We start from the raw sequence: 26,644 nt of genomic DNA, 5'->3' as shown, positions 1-26,644 counted from the left end.
GGTCATGACGCAGTTCCAGTTTCCGCCGCGCTCGACGCGGGGATCGATGCTGGGCTTCAGCTGGGGGCAGATCGGCACGGCGGTGGCCGGGGTGATCTGCCTGGTCATCGCCGCGAACCTCCTGGCGGTGGGCCGGCAGGGCGCTGCTGCCGGGATGCTCGCGGCGGCGGTGCTGCTGCTGACCGTGGCGCTGTTGCGGATCCGGGGCCGGCGGGTCACCGAGTGGACGCCGATCGTCGTGGGCGCTCTGGTGCAGCGGGCAGTCGGGCAGGACCGCTACCGGGGGGCGGTGTGGGCGGCGAACCCGGGTACCGCGCATCTGCATCTGCCGGGGCCGGCGGCGGGCTATCAGTGGTTGCCGGCGGTTGCCGCTGACGGGCTGACGGAGGTGGGGCTGCTGCATCACCGTCGGGAGGGCACGGTGACCGCGACGTTGTCGTGCGCCGGCAGCAACCTGGTGTTGGCGGACACGACGGTGCAGCAGCAGCGCCTTGCCTCGTGGGCGGACGTGTTGAACCTGCTGGGCACCGAGTACGCCGACAGCGGCCTGGTGCGGTGGGCGGTGACGGCGCGGGCGGTACCCGATGTGGCGAACCGGGCGCAGCGTTACCTCGGCCAGGCGGTGGATACCGGCACGCGGGCGTACCGGTCGCTGGCGGAACTCACGGCGGCGGCGGGGCCGGGCACCCAACGCCACGACGTGTTCCTCACGGCCGTGTTCGATGTGCGCAAGCTGTCGGGGGAGGTCGCGGACGCGGGCGGCACGGACGCCGCTATCGCCGCGGTGGTGCTGGACAAGCTGACCGGTGTGCAGGCGGCGGTGCGTGAGGCCGGTATAGAGACTGGTGGCTGGTTGACGCCGCGTGAGTATGCGGCGGTGCTGCGCGGGCAGTTCGACCCGGAGGACGTCGAGGCGCAGGTGGCGCCGCACGCGGGTGGGCCGGTGGCGGCGGAGACGGTGGGCTGGTCGGCGTATCGGCACGACTCGGGGTTCTCCCAGACGCTGTGGGTCTATGAGATGCCGCGGCAGGCGGTGCCGATGACGTGGATGACGCCGCTGTTCACCCGCACCGTCGGCCGGCGTGCGGTGACGGTGGTGGCGGAGCCGGTGCCGGCGCAGTTGGCGCAGTTGGCGACGCGGCGGGACAAGGTCGCCCGTGCCGGGGACGAGGTGACCAAGCGGCGGATGCGGCTGGTGCGCACCGCCCGCGAGGACGAGGAGGCTCGCGCGGTCGAGCAGGTCGACCGGGAGCAGGCCGCGGGGCATGTGCGTTACCGGTACGCGGTGCTGGTCACTGTGACCGCTGACAGTCCTGAGCGGTTGCGCCATGACGTGCGTGCGGTGCGTCGGGTGCTGGGCCGCTGCGGCTGCCACGCGGTCGTGCTTTACGGCGAGCAGGACCAGGCGTTCGCGGCTGGGGCGTTGCCGCTGGCGCGTGGGCTCAAGCCGATGCGGGGGTGGTTCGCGTGAGTGCGGGCAACGGTAGAACTGCTCGACCGCGGGTCCGGCGGGAAGGCTCGTGGTCGCAGCGCCTCGCCGATTCCGCAGCCCGCCGTGACCTCGCGGCGGCGCAGGCGGATCTGGCGGGGGAGCAGCGGGCGGTGCGGCGGCTGTCGGATCGGCTGTTGGGCCCGCCGTCGGTGGACGGGCGCGGTGCGTTCGGGCGGGCGGCGGGGCGGGTGTATTGGCGGCTGCGGCTTCCGCCGCTGGTGACCACGAGCGCGCAGTTGTGCAGCGTGTACCCGTTCGTCGCGGACCCGGGGTTGGGGGTGGACGGGCCGCTGATCGGGCAGGAGGTGTACTCCCGCGCCGGGTTCGTCTTCGGCATCCACGAGCTGTACCGGGCGGGCGTGCTGAGCGCCCCGAACATGGTGGTGACCGGGGAGATCGGGTCGGCGAAGTCGTCGCTGCTCAAAACGGTCGCGTTTCGTGGTGTGCCGTTCGGGGTGCGGTTCTACATCGTCGACGTCAAGGGCGAGTACGACACCCTCGCCGACGCCGCCGGCATCCGACCCGTGCGCGTCGGCCCGGGGTCGGGGGTGGTGATGAACCCTCTGGCGGGGATCCGTCGGCTGCCGGGGCAGGGTGAGGCGGAGTGGTTGCAGCTGCAGCGGGCCCGCCGCCTGCTGCTGCTGGAAGGGCTGTTGGAGATCCAGCTCGGCGGCCTGCTCGGTGAAGCCGAACGGTCCCTGGTCGAATACGCCCTCGACGCGGTGACCCGCGCCGATGACGGCACCAGCCCGGACCGGATGGACATCCCGACGCTGTCGCGGGTCCTCGCCGCGATGGGCGACCCGCCGCGGTGGGCGCACCGGCTGGCCGGCGTGCACTACGACGTCGACCAGTTCACCGCCGACAGTCGCCGCGTGCGCCTGGCATTGGAGCGGCTGATCACCGGCGCGCTCGGCGGGATCTTCGACGCCCCGGCCGCGTCGACGCTGACGATCGACTTCGACGAGCCGGGCGCGATCCTGGACCTGCGGGCGGTGCGCGCGTCGGACCAGATGACGGCGATGGCGATGACCTGCGCCCAGTCGTGGCTGGAGACGGAGCTGACCCGCCCGGACGCCCCGACACGTGTCTGCCTCTATGACGAGTTCGCCCTCGTCAGCCGCCACCTCGGGCTCATGCGGCGAATGCGGGAACAGCTGAAGCTCGCCCGAGCCCTCGGCACGGCCAACATCCTCGCGTTCCACCGGTTCTCCGACCTCGCCGCCAGCGGCGCCGCCGACTCCGAGCAGGTCCGTATCGCCCGGGGCCTGATCGAGGACACCGGTGTGCGGGTGTCCTACCGGCAGGCGCCCGGCTCCCTGGATGCGGCCCGCGAGTTCCTGGGCACCACCGATGTGGAGACGAACCTGTTGCTGCACCTGCGTCGTGGTGTCGGGCTGTGGAAGGTGGGGCTGCGCTCCTACGTCGTCAAGCACCAGCTCTCCACCATCGAGCGGCAGATGGTCGACACCGACAGTCGGATGCGGCAGACCCCGCGCGTAGCGACCGCGTCGCCGGGGAAGCCGGATGAGGCCGAGGCGGTGCGGTGATGGCCGGCTCGCTGATGTCTCCCGGGCATCGGCTGCCCCGCCGTGGGGTGGCCCGCGCCGATATCCTCGCCCGACTGACCCTGGCCGGCATCGCTGTCCTGCTCGTGGTGACCGGAACGGTCACCCTGTGGTTGGCCGGGCAGGTGGGCGGGCTGCTCACCCATGCCGGGTGGCCGGACAGCTCACCGGCCGACATGCCTGGCATCGCCGCCCGCTTCGTCACCGCACCGGGTGACCCCGAGCAGGCGTGGCCGGGCGCCGCCCGCGAGGAACTGCCGCCGGCACCGCTGCTGTACGGGCTGTGGACCATGCTGTTCAGCGTCTCCCTCGCGGGGATCGGCCTGCCGACGGTACGAATCGCTCGCCGGTGGGCGCGGCGGCGTGGGTTCGCCGGCCGCAAGGACCTGGACCGGGTGGTGACCGCCGAAGCGGTGCTGCGCCGCGTTGACGTGCTGCGACCTGGCCTGACGATCCGCGACACGGACTCTGCCGACATGGTGACGGTCAAAGAGCGCCGCCGCAGCGACCCCCTCGAAGTGGCCCGGCTACTCGGCCGGCACGCCCTGACGGGCGAACCGCTCTATCTCGCCAACGAGTACACCGAACTGCTCGCCGGAGCGGCCCGGTTCGCGAACAAGACGTCCCGCTACATCATCCCGAGGGTCGCCGACGCTCGCGGCGCGGTCATCACGACCTCCACCCGCCTCGACGTCGCCTCGGTCACCTACGACCTGCGTGCCGCGCTCGGCCCGACGCGGATCTTCGAACCGCAGGGCCAGGTGCCGGGGGTGCCTCGGCTGCGCTGGTCACCGATCGACGGCGCGGACGACCCGGACATCGCGGCACTGCGCGCCAAGGGCTTCGCCGCTGGCGCCGGACTCAAAGGCAACGTCGACAACGGCCAATACTTCCAGGACCAGGCGGCGGCGATCATCCGTGGGCTGCTGCACGCCGCCGCCCTCGACGAGCACGCCACCATGACCGAGGTGGCGAGCTGGGCGGCCAACCCGAGCGAGCCGCGCGCCGAGCGGATCCTGCGCCACCACGGGCAGACGGTGTGGGCCGACCGCCTCGCCTTCCACCGCGAGTCCTCTGGCCGTAGCCGTGACGCCATCCAGTCGGTCGTGTTCGGCGCACTGGACGCGTTCAGCAACCCCCGTATCCTGCACGCCTGCTCACCGCCTCGCGGGCAGCAGTTCGACCCCGAGCAGTGGCTCGATGGAGCCGGCACCCTCTACCTGGTTGGCACCCGCAGCGGTCAAGCGTTGACCGCGCCGCTGTTCGCCGCCATCGCCGAGGACATCATCTACCGCACCCTGCAACGGTCATTCGTATCCCCAGGCGGCCGGGTCGAGCCCTGCCTGTACCTGGTCGGCGACGAGATCACCAACATCGCGCCGCTGCCCTCCCTACCGGCGCTGGCGTCCGAGGGCGGCGGCTCGGGCATCGCCCTGTCGATCGCCTGCCAGAACACCCACCAACTCGAAGAACGATGGGGCCGCGACGGCGGCCAGGCCCTGCGCGACGGCGCGAACGCCCGCTTCGTGATGGGCGGCACGCAGGACGTCAACGCCCTCAAGGACGCCCAAGCCCTCCTCGGGCAGGTGCAGGAGCTGTCCTCGTCCGCGTCGTGGGGTGGCGGGAAGGCCAGCGTGCAGGAGAACACCCGCCGCGAGAACCTGGTCGACCTGGCGGAACTGCGCACCCTGCCGACCGGGCACGCCCTGGTGCTGCTGGGCAACATGCCACCGGTCGAGGTGGTGCAGCAAGCCTGGTGGGAACGCCCGGACGCCGACCGATTCCACACCGCGCAGGACGCCTTCAACACACGGTTGAGGAGGGCCAGCTGATGCCGGACCGCACCTTCCTGTTCCACATTCCCGAGCAGGCGTCACCGCAGGAACGCGCCACCGCCGAACTCGCCGCGCTGATCGATACCCTGCGCGGCTCGGTGGAACAACTCGCCCAGGCCCACGTGACGCTGTCCGAGCGCGTCGACGCCCTCGGCTCACCGACCGGATTCGTGCCGGCGCGGCACTGCTGGCGTGACCTGGACCGCGACCGCGCCCGGGAGCTGTGGGCGTGGCTCATCGCGTGGACCCGCTGGCTGTCCGACCGCTACGGGCTGGCCCAGGACTTCGGCGCCTGCTGGCCGGCACACCCGCCGCTGGTGGAGGAACTGACTGCCTTGGCGGTGTCGTGGCACCACGCCTACTCGACCAAAGCCGACCCTGACGCGCCCCTGCGCTGGCACGAGGCGCTGCATCGCGCACGCACCCGCTGGCAGCAGTGGGACTACCCCCGCTGCCGCTACGGCCAGCACAGCGAACCCAGCCCGGACGCCGTTTGGTCGCAGCCGTGGCCGACACCGGCCGAAGACGCCGTGCGCGCCGACATCGACGCACGCCCGGCGCCCGCCGCGGCGGTAGCCCAGGAAGGAGAGACCAGCCGATGACACATCCCGCCGAGATCACCAACGTGTGGGACTGGCAGCGCTTCGAGGCTGCCCTGGCAGGGCTGCGCGTCGGGGTCGACACCCTCGACGACTTCATCACCGGCCTGCGTGAAGACCCCAACGAGGCATACGGCAATAGCCGCAACCCCGAGGAGAAGCAGCAGTGGACGGACATCGATCAGCAGACACGGCGCAACACGGAGCTGGACTGGGCCAGCGACGGCTACCTCGACGGCGACTACCACCGCGACATCGAGGAGTAGACGCGATGTCGCGCGACGCTCGCCTCACCGCGACCATCACCAGCCTCACCTACCTGCACATCGACATCAACGAATTCGTTGACGCTTCCGCCGGGCAACTTTCGGCGCAGCGCCGCGCGGCGCTGGTTGACGTGCACCACCAACTGCGTGTGCTCGGACAGTGCGTCAACGCCGCGCTCGGCCCGGCGCCCGCCCCGGACGCTGAGCCCGCGGAGCCGACATGACCCGCCACTACCTCACGGCCCAGGTCCTGGCGGCGGCCGTGCTGCTGACCGGCGGATGCGCGAACCCGACGTACCAGGCCCCGGCGGCGCCGGCTACCAGTACCTCACCCGGTCAGCCGCCGTCAGGGCTGGCGGCGGATCCGGACGGGGTGCTGCCCACCCGCTCCGCCGCCACGGATCCGGCTGCCGCGACCGCGGCGGCCCGCTTCGTCGGACTGTGGGCCCGCCCCACAGTGCCGTCCGCCCGGTGGCGCGCTGAACTGCGTCCCTACGCGGTGCCGGCCTACGCGGATCTGCTCGGCACCGTCGACCCGGCCAACGTGCCCGCCACCCGCATCACCGCGCCTGCCCGGGTCGTGTCCGCCAGCGACACCCGGGCGGAGGTCGACGTCGACACCGACGCAGGCGTGCTCCGCGTGGTGTGCGTGCGCGACGACCAGCGGTGGCTGGTGGCCACCGTCGGCAGGAACTCGGATAACCGCCGATGAGCAGGGGCCGGGCCGGGCTCGTCGTGGCGGTGGTGGCCGCGCTGCTGCTGTGCGGGCTGCCGGTGGCGTCGGTGATCACCGAGGCGCCGGCGGCGGCCTGCGGCCCCACCGCGGCGCAGACCGCGAGCAGTGCCGGTGCCCGTGGCGGAGTCGGCCGGTGGACCAGTGAGCAGGTCACCAACGCGGCCACGATCGTCGCGGTCGGTCAGCAGCGGGGGATACCTGCCCGAGGCTGGGTCATCGCGGTAGCGACGGCCATGGTCGAGTCCAGCCTGCGCAACCTGCGCGGCGGCGACCGCGACTCCCTTGGCCTGTTCCAGCAGCGGCCCAGCCAGGGATGGGGCACTCCCGCGCAGATCCTCGATCCCGTCTACGCCAGCGGGAAGTTCTACGACAAGCTGCTGCGCATCGACGGCTGGGAGAAGATGCCGCTCACCGTTGCCGCGCAGCGGGTTCAGGTCTCGGCGTTCCCCGACCGCTACGGCGAGTTTGAGCACGACGCCGAGCAGGTTGTCGCGGCCGTGGTCGGCGTCAACGCGATCGGCGAGCTGCCCGGGGCGAGTCTCGCCTCCTGCGGCAGCGCACCGAACGTGGCGGCGTCGGGCTGGACCGTGCCGTTGCGCGCGAAAGTGGGCAGCGGCTACGGGCCACGCGCTGGCCGCCTGCACGCCGGCGTGGACCTCAGCGTGCCCCGCAACACCGTCATCCGTGCGGCCAGCGCCGGTGAGGTGGTGTGGTCCGGCTGCGACCCGAGCACCGGCAACTGCGACATCGACGGCAGCCCGAGCACCCGAGGCTGCGGCTGGTACGTCGACCTCGTGCACGCCGGAGGCTACGGCACCCGCTACTGCCACATGGTCCGCCGCCCCGACGTCCGCGACGGCGACACCGTCCAGGCAGGCCAGCCCATCGGCCTGGTCGGCACCAGCGGCCACTCCTCCGGCCCACACCTGCACTTCGAAACCCACCAGGCGGTCTGCGACCAGTCGCGCTGCGACCTCAGCAACGCCAACTCCACCGACCCGGTGCCGTTCATGCGTGAACGCGGCGCCCCACTCGGCGACAACAGCTATACCCGGACCTTCAACAGCACATCGATAGCGCACCAATCACGGGGGTGAAGATGCGCACCGATCAGAACGGGCACCCGCGCGTGCCCACACCACAACCGCCGCCACCGGCCGACCGTGCCGGCGGCAAAGGCCAGCGCCGAGACCGCAACACCCTGCGCCGACCGCGACACCTGCGTAGGCCGCGATGAACCACCGCCACCGCCGGCAGACCGCCGGCGTCTACCGCCCACCGGTCAACACCCGGCCCATCGCACCACCGCGTCCCGATGCGGTGGCGCAGCTGTGCCGCACCGCGAACAGCGTCCGCGCCCTGCTGGAACGCACCGTGCTGCGCGAGGCCGACCTGACCTGGACCAGCTACGACGTGCTGGTGCTCATCTGCACCCACCGCGTCATCGAAACCCGCGCCATCACCGTGGAAGTCGGCATCGCCAAAGCCACCCTCACCAAAGTCCTCCGCGACCTCGTTCAGCGCGACCTCGTGCGTCGCCAGCTCCACGAGCGTGACCGCAGACGAATCGTCGTCCGACCCACACAAGCCGGCATGGAACTGGCACGCGAGCTGCAACACCGCGTCCACCTACAGCAGGCGGAACTGTTCGCCGCTCCGGGATTGCCACCAAAAGACGCCCTCACCAGGGCACTGCGAGTGGTGGCCACCCGCAGCCACCCCAACGACACCCCTGCCACGGGAGGGGACACGCGATGACCAGCCGCACGGCCCAACACGCCGTCCCGTGCGTCGCCACGGTCCTCGACCCCAGCGTCCGCGTCGCGCCGGCCGTGGCCGTACGCGGCGCCGGACCGGCCGAACTGCTGGTTGAAGCGCTTACCCACCACACCGCCTCCACCCAGACCCCCGCTTACGCGGCGGCGACGGAAGCGAGAACCCGATGACCACACAGGCAACGCTGTCGAGCCCGAAGCCGGCCCGAGTCACCGCCGGACGCATCACCGCAGGGGCGGGGTGGCGGTTGGGCCTGTTGTACGGGCCTGCGGTCTACGGCGTCAGCGCCGCCGCCGTCGCGCTTCCGGACGCCGCCCGACACCTGCACGCCAGCGGCCCAGCTCTGGCATGGCTGCTCACCGCGTACGCCGTGGGCATCGGCGTCGGCGCCGTCACCGCCGGACGCACCATCGACCTGTGGGGTGACCGACCGGTCCTGCTGATCGCGGTCACGCTGCTCGCCGCCGGAACACTGGCCTGCGTCGTGGCCCCCAACCTGACCATCGCCGTTGCGGGGCGCATTCTGCTGGCAGTGGGATCCGGCGCGGTCAAAGCCGTAAGCCTCGCCACGGCCGCCCGCCTACCCGCACCGCAGCGCCCGACGGCGTTGGCGCGTTTCGGTGCGTGTCTGGCCGCGTTCGGCGCTACCGCGCCGCTGGCCGGCGCACTCGCGGCAGCCTGGTCCTGGCGTGTGGCCCTGGCCCTGCCCGTGCTGTCCATCGCCGCGATCCCGCTCTGCTGGCCCCTGACCACCCCTCGGCGCCAGCGAGAACCGCTGGACTGGCCCGGGGCGGGACTCCTCGCCGCTGTGGCAGCCGGGCTCCTCCTGACTGCCCAGACCGCTGCTCAGCACACCAGTGCACTCACCACCGCGGCGTCCGCGGCAGCCACGGTGACCGCCGCGCTGACCCTCGCCCTTCGCAGCCGCCGCCGCACGAACGGATTCGTCGTCGACGGCGTGATCGCGGCCCCATGGTTTCGGCGCACGGCATTCGCCGGGGCGGGCGTCTACGCAGGGCTGTTCGCCGTCCTCTACGCCGCACCCCACCTGCTGACCACGCTCGGCTACGACACGATGGACATCGGGCTGCTCCTACTGCCCGGCGCCGCAGTCGGAGCCGGCCTGGCCCGAGGTGCCGCCGTCGCCGCCCGACGGCTACCCGCCCGGCACGTCCTGACGGCAGCCAGCCTGCTCCTTGCAGGCACGCTCTGCTACGCCGCACTCGACCCCAGGCCGCTCGGCGTCGCCGCAGCAGCCACAGCCGCGTTCGCCACATCGGCGACCGCGCAGATGCTGCTCACCGCAGAAATCACCCGCCACGTCACACCACAACAGCGAGGCGGCGCCACCGGACTACTCATGCTCGCGATCTTCACCGGCGGAGGCGGCGGCACCGCACTCTGCGCCGCCCTGTGGCAACCCTGCGGACCCAGCATCGCCCTAGCGCTGGCCGCGCTGCTGCCCGCCGCAGCCGCCGCCGCAGCCTCGCGCCTGCGCCCCTGACAAGGCATCCCCCGACCGACGAAGGAACACCCATGCCCCACACCCCTCACCCTGATCCCGACCTCGGCTCCCGGCTGGCCGCGCTGTGCGAGCGACTCACCACCGCACGCCGAACCGACCTGAGCGGCACCACCGCCACCACCGGATTCCGCGCCCTTGCGCCCTTGCTCGACTTCGCGATCTACAACAGCGGCGACACCGACTCCGACCCCACCCACCTCAACCACTGCCACGACCTCGAACGCGAAGCCGTGAGCTTCTTCGCCGGCTTGTTCCGCGCCCCTGAACGATGGTGGGGTTGCGTCACCCACAACGCCGCCGACGCCACACTGCACGCCCTACACCTGGCACGCATCCGACTCGGGACGGCAGTCGTCTACCACTCGGCCGCCGCGCACCCCAGCGTGCCGAACGCGGCACGGATCCTCGGACTGCACGCCATCGCCATCCAGACGACCGACACCGGCGAAATGAACTACCACCACCTCACCCACGAACTCGCCCACCACCGCGGCCCAGCCGCCATCGTCGTGGCGAGCATCGGCACACCCTGGACCGACGCCGCGGATGACGTCGCAGAGATCCACCGACGCCTGGACCAGTTCGCCATCATCCGACGGCACGTCCACAGCGACGCCGCAGGCACCGGCATCCCGCTGGCCCTCAGCGACGCCCCACCGCCGTTCGACCTGTCCGACGGAGCCGACAGCATCAGCATCAGCGGCAATACCGTTCTCGGCCTACCCGTGCCCGTCGGCGTCCTCGTCACTCGCCGCCGACGCGCCACAGCCGCCCTGACAAGCGCTCACCGCAGCGGCGACCCCGTCGACGCCCACAGCGGCCTCGCCACCATCATGCTCTGGCACGTCGTCGCCAGTCTGGGCCGCCAGGGACTCCGCGAACGCGTCCAGTACGGCATCGACCTGGCCGCCTACACCGAACAGCGACTCCACGACATCGGCTGGCCGAACTGGCGCCGCCCAGGCGCACCAGCCGTTGTCCTGCCCACACCGCCACCAGACGTCACCGCTCAATGGACCTTGATGACCGACGGCAGAATCAGCCGCATCACCTGCCACCCCGGCATGACCTACCAACACGTCGACAAGTTCGTGACCGACCTCGCGCCGCACAGCGTCGACCACGCCCGCACCTACCGGCATGGTGCGACCACCCGGGAGCCCTCCCGCAGCTCAGAGGGGCCAGTGAGCTCGCCTGGGGAGACGCGACGCCGTACGTCGGCGCGGGTGTAGCTACGCGTCAACGTCTAGCCCAAGCTCCCGGCGAATCGCCCTTAGAAGGTCAGCAGACCGCGCGCCAAGGTCCCATAGGTTGCTTCTCAATATGCGGATGCGCTCCTCGTTCTGCAGGGAGCCACCGTTGAAGGCGTTCCAGCAGACCGTCGCCCGCACGAAGGCATCCCCGCAGATCCTGTCCGTCTCCGTGGACGTGAAGAGCCTCGCCTTGGCCCGGACCAAGCCTAGGTGGTTGAAGAGTTGTGCGACCTCGCCCCGCCACTCCGCGTCGAGCCTCTTTGGGCCAGGGCCATCGACGGGCAAGCGGATGGAGATTGCGGTCCGGAAGCGGTCTAGCTGTTGAATCAGCTCGCTGTAGGAGGTGAGGCGTTCCTGCTGCCAGCGGGCGTGGTCCTCGCGATCCCACTGTTCCTGGCGTTCCGCCCGCTCGCGCTCCCAGCGGGCAAGCTCCTGCCTCTGCTGCCTCTTCCACTGTCGGCTCTCGCGCCGTCCGCTGAGGACCTGGGTCACGACAGCAGCAGCGAGCGTGCCGATCACGGCTAGGGCAGCAGCAACTAGGACCATCCACGACGGCGCACTGGAACCCACCCGACCATGGTCGCTCATCCGTGCTACCTGGTCGTCCGAGCCCATTCCGAGAGATTTTTCGGGCAGGAGTTCCAACTGCGCAACCCTGGATCGGCGCCGGTGCTATCCGTGATCTCGTTGGGGGTGCGCGGCACGGCGACGGCTTCGATCCTTTTTCACCAGGACAACTCGGTGATCCATGTCGAGGACTACGAGGGCGACCCGAGCCGGCGACCGCTGACCTACGACGAGTTGCAGGCATTGTTCGACGCCGCCGACGGACGGGCAGAGCAGATCAGAGCGCGAGGGGTGAAGGGCGCGTTGTCCGCGCTGAGGGACGCGGCGATGCTGAAGCTGACGTACGCCTTCGGGCTGCGCCGACGCGAGGTGGCGATGCTTGATCTCGTTGACGTGCGATCGAATCCGAAAGCGCCGCAGTTCGGCCGGTGCGGGATGGTCATGGTGCGCTACGGCAAGGCATCGCGGGGCGGTCCACCGCGGCGCCGCACCGTGCTGCTGGTGCCAGAGATGGACTGGATGGTGCCGGTGGTGGAGCACTGGGTGCACGAGGTTCGCCCGGCTCTGGGACCGGGGAAACATCCGGCGCTGTGGGTGACCGAGCGTCGGGGACGGGTGTCCACGCGGTTGGTTAACGAGGCGTTCGTCGCCGCGAAGAAGGCGGCCGGGTTGGACCCGGCGCTCGACCCGCACTGCCTGCGGCACTCCTACGTCACCCATCTGGTCGAGTTCGACTACCCGGTCAAGTTCGTGCAGGACCAGGTGGGGCACAAGTTCGCCAGCACCACGGCCATCTACACCGGGGTGTCCAACGAGTACCGCAATCAGCTGCTGCAACGCGCCTTGCAGGACCGGCTCGGACGGATGTGGGAGGCGCAGTGATCAAGAAGATGGGTTACCGGTGGCACCTTCGGCAGCTCATGGCCGGCAAGGACATGTTCGCCACCACGGACCTGGTGCCGCTACTGGCCGAACGCGGTGTCACCCTGTCGCGGGAACAGGTGTTCCGGCTGGTGACCCAGCCGCCGCAGCGGCTGTCGATGGACACCCTCGTCGCGTTGTGCGACATCCTCGGATGCACGCCGAACGACCTGATCGAACCGCAGGTGGTGAACCAGACCGTCCGCAAGGCTGCCTCCGGCGGCGGCAAGGTTGCGCTACCGGCACCGCCGCGTGCCGCGATACGCCGGCCGCGGAACGGATGAGCGCCCGCCGGCGACGCAACCGGAACCGCTATGCCGGCGACCCCACGGAGGCCGCCCAGGAACGGCTCGTGGGTCACGTGCTCGCGGCTACCAGCGATCGCCTGTCCCGAGAGGCGGCGCGGGCCCTGCTGGAAGGGGCTAACGCCTGGACGTTCATCCCGATGCGCCAGCTCGACCAGCACCTGACAGCCCGCCCTGACGCCCTGCTCGCGCCGGACCCGCACGCACCGAGGGTCTTCCTCCGGTTGGTCTACGCCTTGGTCGACGCCGGCTTCGGCGATGCCGTCACCCTGCCTGGCTGCGCGAACTGCGGTCGCTCGCTACCGGACCTGCAACGTGGCCGACCACACCCAGACGGGATCGGCCGATGCTGCCAGCCGTGCATGCTCAAGATCGAGCAGATCATCTGCGCACGATGTGGGCGACCGGGTGACCGCGCCGCCCGCCGCGACGAGGGAGTGATCTGCCGCTCCTGCTACCGCACGGACCCGGCCCGGCAACAACCGTGCGCCCGCTGCGGACGGCGACGCCAGCCGACCCGGCGGACACCGGCCGGTGAACCACTGTGCCAGGGGTGCGCGCCCCGCCCGGTTCACATCTGCGCGACGTGCGGCCTCTCGGCGCCCGCCCACGCCCTGACCAGCGAGGGGCCCATCTGCCGCCGCTGCTACCAGCAGCCAGAGCGCCGCTGCGGAGGCTGTGGTCGCACCCGGCCCATCAAGCAACGCGCCATCGGCGGCGACCCGGATCTCTGCTCCGCCTGCAACCAGTCACCCGTGTCCGAATGCGGGGTCTGCGGCCGGTGGCGGCACTGCCAGCGCGGACCGGACGGCGCGCTTCGCTGTCCCAGCTGTCGGCCCCGGCCGCTGCGTGAGTGCGCCGTGTGCCACCGCCACCGCACCACTCAAGCGTTCTGGCCACTGGGGCCGGTGTGCTCGACCTGCTACAGCGCGACCGTGAACAACCCCTGCTCCTGCTCGATCTGCGGACAGCACCGGGTCCTGGTCGGTCGCGACGACGGTGGGGCCGGCACGTGTGGGCCCTGCGCGATCCGGGTCGCCGGCCCGATCGAGACCCGCGCGAACCTGGACTACCTGTGCGCCTCCTGCGGCGAAGCCGGTGACCTCTACGCCGCGCACCGCTGCGCCCGCTGCGTCCTCACCGACCGGGTCAGCGACCTTCTCGGCGACGAAAACGCCGTGATCGGCCCTCAGCTCCTGCCCTTCGCTGACGCCCTGGTCGACGCAGCCGTTCCCCGCAACGTGCTCGCCTGGCTGCGACGCAGCGACTCCGCCCGGCTTCTCGCCGAGCTGGCATCCACCGGTACCCCGGTCACCCACGACGTCCTCGACCAACTACTGCAATCACCGAGGATGGCCGCGGTCGACTACCTCCGGAAACTGCTCATCGCCACCAACGTGCTGCCCGATCGGCTGGAACCCCTTGCCCGGCTCGAACCATGGCTCGATGCCCAACTCGCCGACCAGCCCGCCGAGCATCAACGACTCGTGCGCCCCTTCGCCCAGTGGGTCGTCCTGCGCAAAGCCCGCCGAGCCGCCAACCGCGGTCGATACACCGGCAGTTCCGCCAACGCCGACCGCGAGGACATCCGCCAGGCGCTCGTCCTACTGTCCTGGCTCACGGAGCGCCACCTGACGATCGATGACCTCACGCAAGCTCACCTGGACGAATTCATGGCCCTCGCCAGATCCAAGCGACGTCGAGCGGTCCGAGCGTTCACGGCCTGGACCGCCGCCCGCCGGATCACTCCAGAGCTGATCATCGCTCGCCGTCGTGACGACACCCCATCGCGGTTCATCGCCGAAGAACACCACCTCGACCTGCTGCGACGCTGCCTCACCACCGACGGACCCGCGCCGCTCGACGTGAAGGTCGCCGGCAGCCTCATCCTGCTCTACGGCGCGCGCCTGTCGAAGATCCACAGGCTGACCACCGACCGCCTGAGCCAAGACGACCGAGGCACCTACCTAGCGATCGACTCCGTGCCGGTGCTGCTACCACCGAGCCTCGCCCAGCTCGTCAACCAACTCATCGCGGAACCACCACGCACGTTCGGTCTGCGGCCCACCACCCCGGCGCTGACGACCTACTTGTTCCCCGGCCGACCGCCGGCACGGCCCATCGGTCCAGCCCACCTCGGCGCCCGGCTCCGGCGGCACGGCATCCCCGTCGGTGCCGCACGCAACACCGCTCTCATCGCTCTCGCGGCCGAGTTGCCCGCAGCCGTGATCGCTGACCTGTTCGGGCTCACCTACAAGACCGCCAGCGCCTGGAGCAGCTACGCACAAGCTGACTGGACCGCCTACCTCAACAGCCGGACCGTCCCGTAACCCTCGTCTCCGGGACGGACCTCGTGGCCCGGCCAGGGCGACCGCGGCCGGCCCGACCGGGCGGGTCACCGGTTCGCTTGGTCGGTACAGCAGGCGTCGGTGCAGCCGGGCCCGCACCCACAACCGTCGGTGCCGCCGCCAACGGCGGGCAGGGCGCAGTCGTCGCACTGCTCACCGCGCCATGCCTCGACGCCCTCACGCACAGCGACGGCGGCGATGACCAGCGCGGCGACCGGGTCGGCCCACCACCAGCCAAGAGCGGCGTTGGCCAGCAGCCCAACCAGCACGATCACCGACAGGTACGTGCACAGCATGGTCTGCATGGAGTCGGCCACGACGGTGGCCGAGCCGAGTTCGCGGCCGGTGCGCCGCTTGGCCCAGACGAGCAGCGGCATGACGAGGACGGAGACGGCGGCGATGCCGATGCCGACCGGCGACGTCTCGGCCTGCTCACTGCCGAGCAGGGAGCGCACCGCGTCGACGGTGACCCAGGCGGCCAGTGCGAAGAACGACACGGCGATCAGTCGCAGCGCCAGCCGCTCGCGGCTCTCGGGTACGCGGGAGCGGAACTGCCAGATCACCACCAGCGCACTGGACACCTCGACGAAGGAGTCCAAGCCGAAGCCCAGCAACGCCGTCGATGACGCCGCCACCCCGGCCGCGACCGCGACGACGCCTTCGAGGGCGTTGTAGCCAGCAGTCGCGTACGCCAGGTGCAGGCTGCGCCGGTTGAGTTGCGCCCGCCGCGCCGAGCTCGGCGCCACCGGAGTCGGAGCGCTCACCGGGTCACCACCGCGGTGTCGGCGCCATAGGCCGGGCACAGCGCGACGGCGGCACCGGTCGCGGCGAGCACCCCCTCGGCAGCGGCAAGCAGGTCCATCAGCTCTGGGCGGGTCAGCGCGTAGAACGACTGCCGACCCTCGGTGCGATAGTCGACCAAGCCGCAGTCACGCAGGCAAGCCAGGTGCTTGGACACCGTCGACTGGGCCAGACCCAGCTCACCGGTCAGATCCACCACCCGAGCCTCACCTGCGGCGAGCCGAGCCACGATCCGCAGCCGAGTCTCGTCAGCCAGGGAACGAAACAGCGCCACCGCCGGCGTCATCCCGGCTGACACCGCAGCAGTCACACACTCATCCGAATTCATCGCCACACCACGATGATAGCCCAAGCCGGCGATGACAAGTCTGCCGGGCTCCTGGTGACTCTCACCCTTGACCCAACCAGCCGCCTGGATCAACTGATCAAAGCGGCCCGATTAGCGCCGAATCGAATAAGTGCACTCCACCGGTGAAGTGCGCGCGGCCTGCTCGACGCCCAGGCATTCACCGCGGTGGGCAGCACACCGCTGCGGTGGTCGTCTTGCGACGGCGCAGCAGGACCGCGATCACCCACACGGTGGCGGCCGTGGCCAGCCCAACGGCGAGGGCGATGCCGCCGATCGCGGTGCCGCCGAGCCCGGCGAGGACACCGGCGACGATGAGTAGGTGCACGGTGCAGCAGGCGACCATCGCGCCGACCCCGCCAGCGATGGCGGCCGGGCCGCCGACGGTGGATGGGCGCTGGGCCGGGGTGCTGCCGGTGGGAGGCACGGCGCTCACCCCTCCGTCCTGCGCGTCGGGGCGATGCGAATACAGGCGGCCAGGGCTGTGGCGTTGTCCGCGGCCAGAGATCGGGCCAGCATGATCAGGTCGGCCACCCGAGGGTCGGTGACCTGGTAGAAGGTGCGCCGCCCGTCGCGGCGGGCCGCAACGTAGCCGCAGTCGGCCAAACAGGCCAGGTGGCTGGAAACCCGGCCCTGGGCCAGGCCGACGTGCGTCACGCACTCGCCGACCGTGTGCGGCTCGTGCAGCAGGAACTCCAGCAGCCGCAGCCTGGTCGGATCGGCGAGGGCGCGGAAGAACTTGGCCACCATCCCCACCCCCTCGTCCTCGGCCGGCAGCAGCGCCACGGCCGGCGTTGTCAAGGCCGGCGTCGCACGCTCGGTCACCTCACCACCCCAATCCTGGAATCATCCGGATAAGCAGATGCTAGCGTGGCATCCAAGGATCCGGTACCCGGATGGTTTCCGCTTGAGGACGGTGCGTGATGCGGTACGACCTGGCAATCGTCGGCTCCGGTGGCAGTGCCTTCGCGGCGGCGATCGCCGTGCGGCGTAAGGGCAAGCACGTGGTGATGGTGGAGCACGGCGACGTGGGCGGCACGTGTGTGAACACCGGGTGCGTACCGTCCAAGGCGCTGCTGGCCGCCGCGCACGCCCGCCACGTCGCGCTGGACGCGGCCCGCTTCCCGGGAATTCGCGCGAGCGCCGAGCAGGTGGATTTCCAGGAGCTGATCGCCGGCAAGCGGCGACTGGTGGCAGACATGCGGGCGGACAAGTACGTCGACCTCGCCGCCGAGTACGGCTGGGATATCCTCACCGGCCACGGCCGGTTCACCGAGGGCCCGCTGCTGTGGGTCGATCTGCCCGACGGCGGCAGTCAGCGCATTGAGGCGGAGAACTACCTGATCGCCACCGGCTCGGCCCCGTGGATACCACCCATCGACGGCCTCGCCCAGGTCGGCTACCTAACCTCCACCACGGCGATGGAATCCGACCACCTGCCGCAGTCCCTGCTGGTGGTCGGCGGCAACTACATCGGCCTCGAACAGGGGCAATTGTTCGCCCGACTCGGCACCCAGGTCACCGTGGTCGAGACCCTCGACCGACTCGCGCCCAAGGAAGAACCGGAGGTGTCCGCTGCCATCGAGCAGGTCTTCGCCGACGACGGCATCGCCGTCCACACCACCGCGACCGTACGGTCGGTACGCCGCGAGAACGGACACGTCGTCGCCGTGCTCGACGGACAACCCGGCCGACAGATCCACGCCGAGCAGATTCTGATCGCCACCGGACGCCGCCCAGTTGTCGACGGCCTGAACCTGGAGACGGTCGGAGTCAAGACCGGCCAGCACGGCGAGATCCTGGTCGACGAGCACCTGCGCACCACCAACCCGCGTATCTGGGCCGCCGGAGACGTCACCGGCCACCCCCAGTTCGTGTACGTCGCCGGCGCACACGGGTCGATCGTGGCCGACAACGCCTTCGACAACGCGGGTCGCACCGTCGACTACCACCACCTGCCGCAAGTCACCTTCACCACCCCGGCGATCGCGTCGGCCGGGATGACCGAGGCCCAGGCGATCAGCGCTGGTCACCGCTGCGACTGCCGGGTACTGCCGCTGGAGTACGTGCCACGCGCGATCGTCAACCGCGACACCCGCGGCCTCATCAAGCTGGTCGCCGACGCCGACACCGGCCGACTCCTCGGCGCCCACGTGGTCGCCGACACCGCCGGAGAGGTCATCGCCACCGCCGTGTACGCCCTTGCCAACGACATGACCGTGCAGCAGATGGCCGACCTGTGGTGCCCATACCTGACCATGGCCGAAGGCCTCAAACTCGCCGCCCAGACCTACACCCGCGACGTGTCGAAACTGTCCTGCTGCGCCTCCTGATTAACCCGCGCCCACCAGTCCCACGACAGGAGATGCCTGGTGAATAGGACAGCCACCACCGGCGAAGACCTGGGCGTCGCCGCTCTGGCCGGCTACCTGGGCACGAAGATCATGGAGCTGGTGTCGCAGAAACTCTACGAACTCGAACCCGCACAGGCCGCGCCCACGAAGACGCGGCCCGTCCCGGGGGTCACCGTACCGAATCGCAGCCGCCCAAACCGCCAAGCTATTCGGCCTCGACCTCAGCCAGAAGCAGCTGGACTGGGCGGGACTGCTGTTCCACTACGGGCTCGCTGTCTCGTGGGCACCCCTGTACGCCCTGCTGCGCCGCACCACGCCGATGCGGCCGGTAACCGCAGGGCTGACACTGGGCACCGCGATGAGCCTGATCGTCGACGAAGCGATCACCCCAGCCTTGTAGTTCTCGGCCCCCAACCGGGCCTACCCACTGGTGGCCCACCTGCGCGGGTTCGCCGCCCACCTCACGTTCGGCCTCACCGTCGCCGCCGTCACCGAAACCATATGGGCGCTGCGCCGCCGACGCCCCTAATACTGCAACGGCAGTTGGTCAGGGGTAGCCGCGTCGTCGGTAGTGGCAGGTTCGGGCTTGGTGTTGGCGTCGTCGGCGCCAGTTGGACCAAGCCCAGACGCGTTCTGGTGGGTGAGTTGATCGCACTACGAGTGCGGTAAGCAGTCTTCGGATCTCGGGTACGGTGTAGCCGATCATCATGCCGTCGCCGGGACTGGATCCCCTTTTGTAGTCAGGGATCGGGCGACGGAGAGCCAGGCGTGGGCGGCCATGGACAGGGTGATGTGGGCGTACCAGGCTCGCCAGTCGCGGACCTGGTATTCGTCGAGGCCGGCTTCGTTCTTGGCCTGCTGGAAGCACTCCTCGACCGCCCACCGGGCACCGGCGATACGGGCGAGGTCGACCAGGCGGGTGCGGCGGGGCCCGTAACAGACGTAGTAGGCGATCTCGCCGGTGGCGATGCTGCGCCGGGCCAGCAGCCAGTGCCCGCGACCGGGCTGCCAACCGATGCGCACCGGCACCCGCGCCCACCAGTACTCGCGGGGGCCGTGGGCGCCCGCGCCGGCGGACAGCCGGCACCACGCCCGAGCAGGCAGGGCCGCGATCAGCTTGTCAGCACGGGCGATGCCCATCGTGGTGGTGATCATGTCGTCGTTGCGGCGGGTCGCGACCACATAAGCCACATCCCGGTGTTCCAACCACAGCCGCAGCGACTTCGACTGCCCGTAGGCCTCGTCCATCGTCACCCACCCCACCGGCACGTCAGCGTCCAGAGCGCGGGCCAGCATCTCGCGGGCCATCTGCACCTTCGTGGCGAACTGCACCTCGTCCGGGATCCCGGCAGCCCGGCACCGGTCCCGGTCCTCAGTCCATGACGTCGGAAGGTAGAGCTGCCGATCGATCAGCGCGTGGCCCTTCGCCGACCGGTAGGCCAGGAACGTGCCGACCTGGCAGTTCTCCGTCCGACCGGCGGTGCCGGAGTACTGCCGTTGCACCCCGGCCGAACGCGTGCCCTTCTTCAGAAACCCGGTGTCGTCGACGATCAGCACACCGTCCGGCTCGCCGAGGTGCTCAACTACGTAGTCCCGCACATCATCACGGACCGCATCGACGTCCCAGTCCGCCCACCGCAGCAGCCGCTGCATCCCGTCCGGCGACACATCCCCGGCCTGCTCAGCGAGGGTCCAGCCGTTCTTACGGCCCAGACCCGACACCAGGCCGCACAGGTACTGACGCGCCCGCCGCCGCGGCTCGGAACGGCGAAACCGAGGCCCGATACGGGCATGCAACCGGTCCAACTCCCCATGCCAACGATCGACATCAACGTCCGTCACAGGCAGACCAACGAACGCGAACCGAACTCGATTCGCCTACTGCCGTTGCAGTATTAGAGCGTGTCTCAGGTGGTGAGTTTGAGATAGCGCTTGTGGCAGGTAAGGGCGGCGGCGAGGGTTACGAACGCGCAGTACAGGCTGGCCGAGCGTTCGTAGCGGATGGTCAGCCGGCGGTAGCCGGTGAACCAGGCGAAGGTCCTTTCGATCACCCACCGGTGCCGCCCGAGTCGGTGTGAGGATTCGATGCCTCGGCGGGCGATGCGAGGACGGATGCCACGCTGGCGGAGCATGCGGCGTAGATGGGGGTAGTCGTATCCCTTGTCGGCGTGCAGCTTGTCGGGCCGCCGGCGGCGAGGGCCGCGCCGGGAGCGCACGGCAGGGATGGCCTGGATGAGGGACTCCAGGCAGAGGCTGTCGTGGGTGTTCGCAGCGGACACCCCGACGGACAGGGGCAGGCCGTTGCGGTCGGACAGGGCGTGGATCTTGCTGCCGGGCTTGCCCCTGTCTACCGGGCTGGGGCCGGTCAGGTCGCCCCCCTTTTCGCCCGCACCGACGCCGCGTCGGCGGTGGCCCGGGACCAGTCGATGAGCCCCTCGGCGCCGAGTTGGTCCAAGGCGGCCATGTGTAGGCGCCGCCAGAGGCCCGCGTTCGTCCAGGCGACGAATCGGCGGTGCGCGGTGGCCTTGGACACCCCGAACCCCGGCGGCAGGTGCCGCCACGCGCAGCCGGTCGTCAGCACGTACACGATCGCGGCGAACACCGCCCGCGCCTCGATCGGCGGCGTGCCGCCGCCCTGCGGGCGTCGAGGCGGCAGTGGGATCAACGGGGCAGCAAGGTCCCACAACTCGTCCGGCACCCACTGCGAGATCAACCGCTCGTCCACAGTAGAAGTGATCTACCACCAAGGTCAGCTGACCGCCACCTGAGACGCGCTCTTATCGACTGTCTACTTTGCCCGTTTGGTCAACGGTTCCCTGCTTGGGGGACCCGGACGTCCCGGAACGGTCCGACACGGGGTGATAGTGCACGATACGCCATTGGGCTTATTGGCTGCTTGGGCGGCATTGGCTAGCATCAACCATCATGCCTCCGGCATTGACGAGCGCAGACTCTTAATCTGCGGGTTCGGGCTTCGAGTCCCAGGCGACACCTTTCGAGCCGCATCAAGACGTAGCCACCCTTAGCCCGTTCTCTTGAACGCCATCACCGCGTTCGCTAGCGTCGGTTGCGGTGGAAGTGCTAGTCCGTCTGGCCTGGCACACGCCACCAGGAACGGGGAAATTAGTGACCCAAGCGTGAGTCGCCACGCCACCTGCCGAACGATTACTGGTAGGCCGGTAAAGGATTGACCTGCACGCGGACAGTCTCTTGCAGTGGACGTGGGAGATGTACATGACGGTCAGGGATCAGTGCGCCTACTGCTGGTTGAAGCTACGGAGGTGATGTGAGTGCTTACGGGCGAGAATCATGTGGCTAGATCAGCGAGATCAGAAACTGATCAGTGCCGACCTGATCGACACGGCCATTATGAGAACCTTCTGAGTCAGGGCCTGCCGCTTCCACGCCTCGCGCGGAACGTGCAACCACAGGCACGTTGTTGTGCGGTCACACCGGTCGACTCTAGCGGTCGCCTTGGTGATCGGGCGCCGCTTCTGTCCCTCGGATGGTTGAAGGGGCGAACCCTTGATATCGCTTGCCAGGACGGTGCTGTTGCTGTGACCGCCCGGCGCGGCGGTCGTTGGAAGGTTACCAGACAGGGGCATCTACTGTTGCCGTCCGCGATACGCCGGAGCTGCGGCATTGCAGTCGGTGACCGCCTTCTGGTTCTGGCGTATCTTGACCGAGGATCGTTGATGGTGTACACGATGGGCGCGCTGGAATTGATGGTTGCCCTGTACACCGGAGAGCATGAGGTGCGGTGAAGGAAATGGGCAGGCAGGCCGCCGAGGGTGAGGATTTGAGGGCGGCACGCCTTCTCCTAGCCCGATTGGGTCTAACCCCCGAGCAACTTTTATCGGTGCCGAACACGCCCGTATGCATGCCTACCTTCGACGAATACATCGATCGTGTGTCCGAGGCAGTAACGGTTGGCACGCGGCGTGTCTACGGCACCTACTGGAAACGGTTGAGTGACGTCTGGGGAAACAGGCACCTGAATGAGCCCAGCCCTTTGGAAATTAGACAGCTCGCCGAGCGGATGAAAGAACAGGGGGTAGTGCGACGAAACTCTCGCGGCGGTCGGACGGCCGCCGAGCACCTCATCTCCTCACTCAGGTGCCTCTACAACTATGCCGTAGCCGACGGACTCATTACCGAGGCCGACAACCCAGCCAAGCGGGTCCCGAAGCCGAGACGCCTTGCTAGCACGCGCCGCGCCCTGTCGCAGGCGCAACTCGCATCAATCAATGAAGTCGCTGCTACGACCGGAAATGATCCTGAACTCGATACTCTCCTGCTGAGACTCCACATCGAGACCGCCTGCAGACGCGGCGGCGGCCTCGCCCTGTGCCGAAGGGACCTCGATGCGGACCAGTGCATGGTTCAGCTGCACGAAAAGGGCGAGACCGTGCGGTGGCAGCCCATCTCTCCCACCTTGGCCAGTCGACTCGCGGAGCATGCAGGGGACCGCGGCGGTAGCGATCCCGCCGACAAGTTGCTCAGATATCGAACAGGAAGACCAATCACGAGCCGCCGCCACGACCATCTTTGGCAGCGACTCAGCCGGCACCTGCCCTGGGTAGCAGTCCAGCAGATCAGCACGCACTGGCTGCGCCACACAACCCTGACCTGGGTGGAGCGTAGTTTCGGATACGCCGTCGCGCGAGCATACGCAGGCCACAACGGCAGATCCGACGCAGGTACAACCAGCACTTACGTGCGCGCAGATGTATACGAGGTCGCCCGCGCTCTCACGGCATTGACAGGCGAACCGCACCCACTTCTTTCTCCGAACCGCTCGGTGAGCTCTACTTCTCGAAGCGACAGGCCGATTCCAGAAAGGCATCCGAGGACTTGAAAACAACTCCAGCGCTGGTCAAAGAGGGATGACGATTCGGGGCTCCAGGCGTTCGCGCAGGGCCCCTGACCAGGGATGGAGTTGTTTTTCGCTGGAACCTACGGCGAGGCCCATGAGTGCCGACCACCCCATGAGTGCCCGGACGCCGACGAGCACCCGGCCCCGGGGCGCGGGTGCTCGTCGACCAGGTGCGGTTGCTCAGGATGTCGTCCAGCAGCGCCCGGTGCGCGTCGAACACCACGGGGTCGATCGCGGCCAGCTCGTTGACGAGCACGGCGTACGAGCCGTCCGCAGGCCGTGGGTCAGCGGGCCGGCAACAGATCGGTGAGTAGGGCCTCGATGCTGGCCTTGAGGCTCCCCCGGTAGCTCGGAAACTCTGATGTTCCCCGGGTTCGGTGGAGTCAGGTTGGTTGACTCGTCAGGCTCGTCACTCGTTGAGGAGAGACGTGCCGAGGAGATATCCACCCGAGTTTCGTCGTAAGGTCCTCGATCTGCTCAAGGCTGGCCGATCGGTAGCGGAGCTGGTCCGTGACCTGGATATCAGTGATCAGACGATTTACAACTGGCGCGCCGCCAGGAGCTGATCGACACCGGTCAGATGCCGGGCGTGAGGTCCGCTGACCAGTCGGAGTTGGTCGCCGCTCGGCGGCGTATTGCCGAACTGGAGGCCGAGTTGGCCGTGCATCGCCGTGCGGCTGAACTGCTCAAGGAGGTGGTGCCCCCACAAGACCGGTACGCGGCCGTCCAACGGATGGCCGCTGAGGGGCTACCCGTCGAGGTCTGTTGCCGTGTGCTCGAGGTCTCGGCGTCCGGGTACTACGTACGGTTCCCGCCGCGTGCATGCCGAACTACGGCTGGGCCGTGGACTCGTCGTGGGCTATCACGCGGTGGAGATGCTGATGCGCCGCGCCGGCATCCGCGGGCTGCCTGGTAGCCGGCGCCCGCGGCCAAAGCACCAGACCCCCAACCGCGAGCGATCTGGTCAACTGCGGCTTCACCCGCTCGTCGCCGAACCAGTTGTGGGTCACCGACATCACCGAGCACCCGACCCGGGAGGGCAAGGTGTACTGCGCAGTCGTGCTGGGCACCTTCTCCCGCAAGGTCGTCGACTGGTCCACCGACGCCACCCAGACGGCCACGTTGGTGACCAACGCCCTGAGTATGGCCATCAGCAACCGCCAACCCACCGGCACCGTGATCCACTCGGACCGCGGAGTCCAGGGCGGATTCAACCGCTCGTCGCAACACCTCGTTGGAGAGGTGGAGCGATGGCGTACGGGCCGAGGCAGAGGCAGGTTCGGGAGTATCGGGGTCAGATGCCTTCGCCGGGACGGCCGACGGTGGCGTGGCGGGAGGACCGGGTCAAGTTCTGGGCTGCGATCAGTCGCGGTGTGATGACCGAGGACGCGGCTGCGGCAGCTGGCGTGTCCTCGCCGGTCGGGTTCCGGTGGTTCCGGCACGCTGGCGGCGTGAATCCCGCGTTGCCGCCGAAGGTGTCGGGCCGCTATCTGTCGTTCAGCGAGCGAGAGGACATCGCGTTGTCGCGGGCGCGCGGCCTGGGCGTTCGGGAGATTGCACGCCGGCTGGGCCGGGACCCGTCGACGATCTCGCGGGAGTTGCGGCGCAACGCCTCGACCAGGACCTACCGGTTGGACTACAAGGCCTCGACTGCGCAGTGGCATGCGGAGCGTCGAGCCCGTCGGCCGAAGACCGCGAAGCTGCTGGCCAATGAGCGGCTGCGAGAGTACGTCCAGCAGCGGCTTGCCGGTGCGATCCGGACAGCGGACGGCCGGCCTGTCGCTGGGCCTCGGGGCCCGCAGTGGAAGGGCCGCAACAAGCCCCATCGGGCCGATCGGGCATGGACGACCGGGTGGAGCCCGGAGCAGATCTCCCGCAGGCTCAGGGCCGAGTTCCCGGAGGATGAGTCCATGCGCATCAGCCATGAGGCGATCTACCAGGCGCTCTATGTCCAGAGCCGTGGCGCCCTCAAGCGCGAACTCGTCGCCTGCTTGCGGACCGGTCGGGCGCTTCGCGTTCCCCGAGCCCGCGCGAGGCAACGCGCGTAGCGCACGTCACGAGCGACACGCTGATCAGTGAACGGCCCGCCGAAGTCGCCGACCGTGCCGTCCCCGGGCACTGGGAGGGGGATCTGATCATTGGGTTGCAGCGTTCCGCGATCGGGACGCTGGTCGAGCGGACGACGAGGTTCATGATGCTGGTCCACCTGCCTCGTGAGGCTGGCTGGGGTGTGATCCCGCGGACGAAGAACGGCCCGGCTCTCGCCGGCTATGGGGCGATCACGATGAGCAAAGCCCTCGCTGAGACGATCACCCAACTGCCTGAGCAACTGCGCAGGTCACTGACGTGGGACCGCGGCAAAGAGCTGTCCGCGCACGCCCGCTTCACGATCGAAACCGGCGTCCCGGTGTTCTTCGCCGACCCGCATAGCCCTTGGCAACGCGGCACCAACGAGAACACCAACGGGCTGCTGCGGCAGTACTTCCCGAAAGGCACCGACCTGTCCCGATGGAGCGCCGACGAGATCAACGCCGTCGCCCACGCCCTCAACAGCCGACCCCGGAAAACCCTCGGCTGGATGACTCCAGCCGAAGCCCTCGACGAACATCTACGATCGCTTCAACAAGCCGGTGTTGCGACGACCGGTTGAATCCGCCCAGTTCACGTCATGGGCCTTCACCTGCCGGATCCAGGAAGCCGGCCTGGCGCCGTCGATGGGATCGATCGGCGACTGCTACGACAATGGCATGATCGAGTCGTTCTGGGGCCGGATGCAGACCGAGCTGCTCAACCGCCGCCGCTGGCGCACCCGAATCGAACTAGCCAGCGCGATCTTCGAGTACCTGGAGATCTTCCACAACCGGCAACGCCGCCACAGCTCACTGGGCATGCTCACTCCGGTCGAGTATGAAAGGCTCCACCCGATCGCCCTATTCGTAGCCTCACGCCAACCAACACGGCTCCGAGAAACCCGGGGAACATCAAACCCTCCGCGTTATCGGGGAAACCTCACCTTGATCTCGTCGCGGATCGGCCTGCCCTTCCCCTCGTAGCGTGGAGGCCAGAGCTTGAGGGA

27 protein-coding genes and 2 pseudogenes are annotated in these 26,644 nt (G+C 69.3%); 21 read left to right on the top strand and 8 right to left on the bottom strand.

All coding sequences use genetic code 11. The features are described from left to right. The first annotated feature begins 4 nt into the window (after positions 1-4). From CLT72_RS11270 to CLT72_RS11215, 11 genes are all read left to right on the top strand, one after another. Complete coding sequence (locus CLT72_RS11270; RefSeq protein ID WP_101411410.1) at positions 5-1,471, top strand: SCO6880 family protein; 1,467 nt, start codon at positions 5-7, stop codon at positions 1,469-1,471. Beyond that, positions 1,468-3,042 carry a hypothetical protein gene (locus CLT72_RS11265; protein ID WP_486484246.1) on the top strand — a complete coding sequence of 525 codons (1,575 nt, stop codon included), beginning with the start codon at positions 1,468-1,470 and terminating at the stop codon, positions 3,040-3,042. Before CLT72_RS11270 ends, CLT72_RS11265 begins: the two co-directional genes overlap by 4 nt. Beyond that, the gene (locus CLT72_RS11260) at positions 3,042-4,892 is read left to right on the top strand and encodes a type IV secretory system conjugative DNA transfer family protein (RefSeq protein WP_486484245.1); all 1,851 of its coding nucleotides are present in this window, start codon (positions 3,042-3,044) and stop codon (positions 4,890-4,892) included. The genes CLT72_RS11265 and CLT72_RS11260 overlap by 1 nt, the downstream gene beginning before the upstream one ends. Then, entirely contained in the window at positions 4,892-5,497 is a 606-nt protein-coding gene (locus CLT72_RS11255) for a hypothetical protein (RefSeq protein WP_101411408.1), read from the top strand. The genes CLT72_RS11260 and CLT72_RS11255 overlap by 1 nt, the downstream gene beginning before the upstream one ends. Further along, positions 5,494-5,760, top strand: a complete 267-nt coding sequence (locus CLT72_RS11250; protein WP_101411406.1) for a hypothetical protein — start codon at positions 5,494-5,496, stop codon at positions 5,758-5,760. The genes CLT72_RS11255 and CLT72_RS11250 overlap by 4 nt, the downstream gene beginning before the upstream one ends. 5 nt (positions 5,761-5,765) lie before the next feature. Further along, positions 5,766-5,984, top strand: coding sequence for a hypothetical protein (locus CLT72_RS11245; RefSeq protein WP_101411404.1), 219 nt, complete (start codon positions 5,766-5,768; stop codon positions 5,982-5,984). Then, a complete protein-coding gene (locus CLT72_RS11240; protein ID WP_101411402.1) occupies positions 5,981-6,472 on the top strand; it encodes a hypothetical protein in 492 nt (163 codons plus the stop codon). Before CLT72_RS11245 ends, CLT72_RS11240 begins: the two co-directional genes overlap by 4 nt. Further along, entirely contained in the window at positions 6,469-7,593 is a 1,125-nt protein-coding gene (locus tag CLT72_RS11235; protein WP_101411400.1) for a peptidoglycan DD-metalloendopeptidase family protein, read from the top strand. Before CLT72_RS11240 ends, CLT72_RS11235 begins: the two co-directional genes overlap by 4 nt. 136 nt (positions 7,594-7,729) lie before the next feature. After that, positions 7,730-8,254: a MarR family transcriptional regulator gene (locus CLT72_RS11230; RefSeq protein WP_101411398.1), complete on the top strand. Its 525-nt coding sequence runs from the start codon at positions 7,730-7,732 to the stop codon at positions 8,252-8,254. A 265-nt stretch (positions 8,255-8,519) separates the two neighbouring features. Continuing rightward, positions 8,520-9,776, top strand: coding sequence for an MFS transporter (locus CLT72_RS11220; RefSeq protein ID WP_486484244.1), 1,257 nt, complete (start codon positions 8,520-8,522; stop codon positions 9,774-9,776). Between the two features lie 164 nt (positions 9,777-9,940). After that, complete coding sequence (locus CLT72_RS11215) at positions 9,941-11,029, top strand: pyridoxal-dependent decarboxylase (protein ID WP_158242018.1); 1,089 nt, start codon at positions 9,941-9,943, stop codon at positions 11,027-11,029. Here CLT72_RS11215 and CLT72_RS11210 read toward each other — a convergent pair whose 3' ends face one another. Continuing rightward, positions 11,030-11,695, bottom strand: a complete 666-nt coding sequence (locus tag CLT72_RS11210) for a hypothetical protein (protein WP_199184824.1) — start codon at positions 11,693-11,695, stop codon at positions 11,030-11,032. A 33-nt stretch (positions 11,696-11,728) separates the two neighbouring features. Here CLT72_RS11210 and CLT72_RS11205 point away from each other — a divergent pair, with 33 nt between their 5' ends. From CLT72_RS11205 to CLT72_RS31900, 3 genes are all read left to right on the top strand, one after another. Next, complete coding sequence (locus CLT72_RS11205) at positions 11,729-12,499, top strand: tyrosine-type recombinase/integrase (protein ID WP_486484243.1); 771 nt, start codon at positions 11,729-11,731, stop codon at positions 12,497-12,499. Between the two features lie 8 nt (positions 12,500-12,507). After that, positions 12,508-12,822: a helix-turn-helix domain-containing protein gene (locus CLT72_RS11200; RefSeq protein ID WP_486484375.1), complete on the top strand. Its 315-nt coding sequence runs from the start codon at positions 12,508-12,510 to the stop codon at positions 12,820-12,822. 68 nt (positions 12,823-12,890) lie between these two features. Beyond that, a complete protein-coding gene (locus CLT72_RS31900) occupies positions 12,891-15,173 on the top strand; it encodes an XRE family transcriptional regulator (protein ID WP_158242017.1) in 2,283 nt (760 codons plus the stop codon). A 65-nt stretch (positions 15,174-15,238) separates the two neighbouring features. On the opposite strand, the gene CLT72_RS11190 is transcribed toward CLT72_RS31900, so the two are convergent. The 4 genes from CLT72_RS11190 to CLT72_RS11175 all read right to left on the bottom strand — a co-directional run bounded on the left by CLT72_RS11190 (position 15,239) and on the right by CLT72_RS11175 (position 17,163). Beyond that, a complete protein-coding gene (locus tag CLT72_RS11190; protein WP_101411383.1) occupies positions 15,239-15,955 on the bottom strand; it encodes a cation efflux transmembrane domain-containing protein in 717 nt (238 codons plus the stop codon). After that, a complete protein-coding gene (locus CLT72_RS11185) occupies positions 15,952-16,320 on the bottom strand; it encodes a metalloregulator ArsR/SmtB family transcription factor (RefSeq protein WP_199184740.1) in 369 nt (122 codons plus the stop codon). Before CLT72_RS11185 ends, CLT72_RS11190 begins: the two co-directional genes overlap by 4 nt. A gap of 178 nt (positions 16,321-16,498) precedes the next feature. Continuing rightward, positions 16,499-16,774 (bottom strand): hypothetical protein, encoded by a 276-nt coding sequence (locus CLT72_RS11180; protein ID WP_101411380.1) that lies wholly within the window; start codon positions 16,772-16,774, stop codon positions 16,499-16,501. Further along, positions 16,771-17,163, bottom strand: a complete 393-nt coding sequence (locus CLT72_RS11175; RefSeq protein ID WP_047891325.1) for an ArsR/SmtB family transcription factor — start codon at positions 17,161-17,163, stop codon at positions 16,771-16,773. Before CLT72_RS11175 ends, CLT72_RS11180 begins: the two co-directional genes overlap by 4 nt. Before the next feature lie 98 nt (positions 17,164-17,261). Here CLT72_RS11175 and merA point away from each other — a divergent pair, with 98 nt between their 5' ends. Continuing rightward, positions 17,262-18,671 (top strand): mercury(II) reductase, encoded by a 1,410-nt coding sequence (gene merA / locus CLT72_RS11170; protein ID WP_101411379.1) that lies wholly within the window; start codon positions 17,262-17,264, stop codon positions 18,669-18,671. 726 nt (positions 18,672-19,397) lie between these two features. On the opposite strand, the gene CLT72_RS11160 is transcribed toward merA, so the two are convergent. Further along, positions 19,398-20,534 carry an IS701 family transposase gene (locus CLT72_RS11160; protein WP_101411378.1) on the bottom strand — a complete coding sequence of 379 codons (1,137 nt, stop codon included), beginning with the start codon at positions 20,532-20,534 and terminating at the stop codon, positions 19,398-19,400. A gap of 65 nt (positions 20,535-20,599) precedes the next feature. Then, positions 20,600-21,405, bottom strand: a protein-coding gene (locus CLT72_RS11155; RefSeq protein ID WP_486484374.1) for an IS5 family transposase whose coding sequence is annotated in 2 segments (ribosomal slippage) — positions 20,600-21,067 and positions 21,070-21,405 — 804 coding nt in all. Because the reading frame shifts where the segments join, the coding sequence is not laid out codon by codon here. 1,056 nt (positions 21,406-22,461) lie between these two features. Between CLT72_RS11155 and CLT72_RS11150 the strand changes: the two genes are divergently transcribed. The 3 genes and pseudogenes from CLT72_RS11150 to CLT72_RS32755 form a co-directional block, all read left to right on the top strand. After that, positions 22,462-23,550, top strand: a complete 1,089-nt coding sequence (locus tag CLT72_RS11150; protein WP_101411376.1) for a site-specific integrase — start codon at positions 22,462-22,464, stop codon at positions 23,548-23,550. A 395-nt stretch (positions 23,551-23,945) separates the two neighbouring features. Next, the gene (locus CLT72_RS32280) at positions 23,946-24,134 is read left to right on the top strand and encodes a transposase (RefSeq protein WP_486484242.1); all 189 of its coding nucleotides are present in this window, start codon (positions 23,946-23,948) and stop codon (positions 24,132-24,134) included. A gap of 105 nt (positions 24,135-24,239) precedes the next feature. Further along, positions 24,240-24,416, top strand: a pseudogene (locus CLT72_RS32755) (hypothetical protein); the annotation flags it as partial. Here CLT72_RS32755 and CLT72_RS32275 read toward each other — a convergent pair. Further along, the gene (locus CLT72_RS32275) at positions 24,399-24,701 is read right to left on the bottom strand and encodes a hypothetical protein (RefSeq protein ID WP_199184823.1); all 303 of its coding nucleotides are present in this window, start codon (positions 24,699-24,701) and stop codon (positions 24,399-24,401) included. The pseudogene CLT72_RS32755 and the gene CLT72_RS32275 overlap by 18 nt on opposite strands. Here CLT72_RS32275 and CLT72_RS32750 point away from each other — a divergent pair. The 3 genes and pseudogenes from CLT72_RS32750 (at position 24,613) to CLT72_RS11125 (ending at position 26,621) form a co-directional block, all read left to right on the top strand. After that, positions 24,613-24,945, top strand: coding sequence for a DDE-type integrase/transposase/recombinase (locus CLT72_RS32750; RefSeq protein ID WP_486484373.1), 333 nt, complete (start codon positions 24,613-24,615; stop codon positions 24,943-24,945). The genes CLT72_RS32275 and CLT72_RS32750 overlap by 89 nt on opposite strands. Beyond that, a pseudogene (locus tag CLT72_RS11130) lies at positions 24,867-26,218 on the top strand (IS30 family transposase). The gene CLT72_RS32750 and the pseudogene CLT72_RS11130 overlap by 79 nt, the downstream one beginning before the upstream one ends. Then, positions 26,199-26,621 carry an integrase core domain-containing protein gene (locus tag CLT72_RS11125; protein ID WP_101411374.1) on the top strand — a complete coding sequence of 141 codons (423 nt, stop codon included), beginning with the start codon at positions 26,199-26,201 and terminating at the stop codon, positions 26,619-26,621. Before CLT72_RS11130 ends, CLT72_RS11125 begins: the two are co-directional and overlap by 20 nt. Positions 26,622-26,644: the final 23 nt, after the last annotated feature.

Source organism: Micromonospora sp. CNZ309, from assembly GCF_002846525.1.
Note: the sequence above shows the minus strand (reverse complement) of the source record. Positions and strands in the feature narration are given on the sequence as shown.

What these genes read in the sequence shown, in the direction of transcription:
- CLT72_RS11270 (WP_101411410.1), top strand. Translation starts at nt 5, where the DNA reads ATGACGCAGTTCCAGTTTCCGCCGCGCTCGACGCGGGGATCGATGCTG.
- CLT72_RS11260 (WP_486484245.1), top strand. Translation starts at nt 3,042, where the DNA reads ATGGCCGGCTCGCTGATGTCTCCCGGGCATCGGCTGCCCCGCCGTGGG.
- CLT72_RS11255 (WP_101411408.1), top strand. Translation starts at nt 4,892, where the DNA reads ATGCCGGACCGCACCTTCCTGTTCCACATTCCCGAGCAGGCGTCACCG.
- CLT72_RS11250 (WP_101411406.1), top strand. Translation starts at nt 5,494, where the DNA reads ATGACACATCCCGCCGAGATCACCAACGTGTGGGACTGGCAGCGCTTC.
- CLT72_RS11245 (WP_101411404.1), top strand. Translation starts at nt 5,766, where the DNA reads ATGTCGCGCGACGCTCGCCTCACCGCGACCATCACCAGCCTCACCTAC.
- CLT72_RS11240 (WP_101411402.1), top strand. Translation starts at nt 5,981, where the DNA reads ATGACCCGCCACTACCTCACGGCCCAGGTCCTGGCGGCGGCCGTGCTG.
- CLT72_RS11235 (WP_101411400.1), top strand. Translation starts at nt 6,469, where the DNA reads ATGAGCAGGGGCCGGGCCGGGCTCGTCGTGGCGGTGGTGGCCGCGCTG.
- CLT72_RS11230 (WP_101411398.1), top strand. Translation starts at nt 7,730, where the DNA reads ATGAACCACCGCCACCGCCGGCAGACCGCCGGCGTCTACCGCCCACCG.
- CLT72_RS11200 (WP_486484375.1), top strand. Translation starts at nt 12,508, where the DNA reads ATGGGTTACCGGTGGCACCTTCGGCAGCTCATGGCCGGCAAGGACATG.
- CLT72_RS11185 (WP_199184740.1), bottom strand. Translation starts at nt 16,320, where the DNA reads ATGAATTCGGATGAGTGTGTGACTGCTGCGGTGTCAGCCGGGATGACG.
- merA (WP_101411379.1), top strand. Translation starts at nt 17,262, where the DNA reads ATGCGGTACGACCTGGCAATCGTCGGCTCCGGTGGCAGTGCCTTCGCG.
- CLT72_RS11150 (WP_101411376.1), top strand. Translation starts at nt 22,462, where the DNA reads ATGGGCAGGCAGGCCGCCGAGGGTGAGGATTTGAGGGCGGCACGCCTT.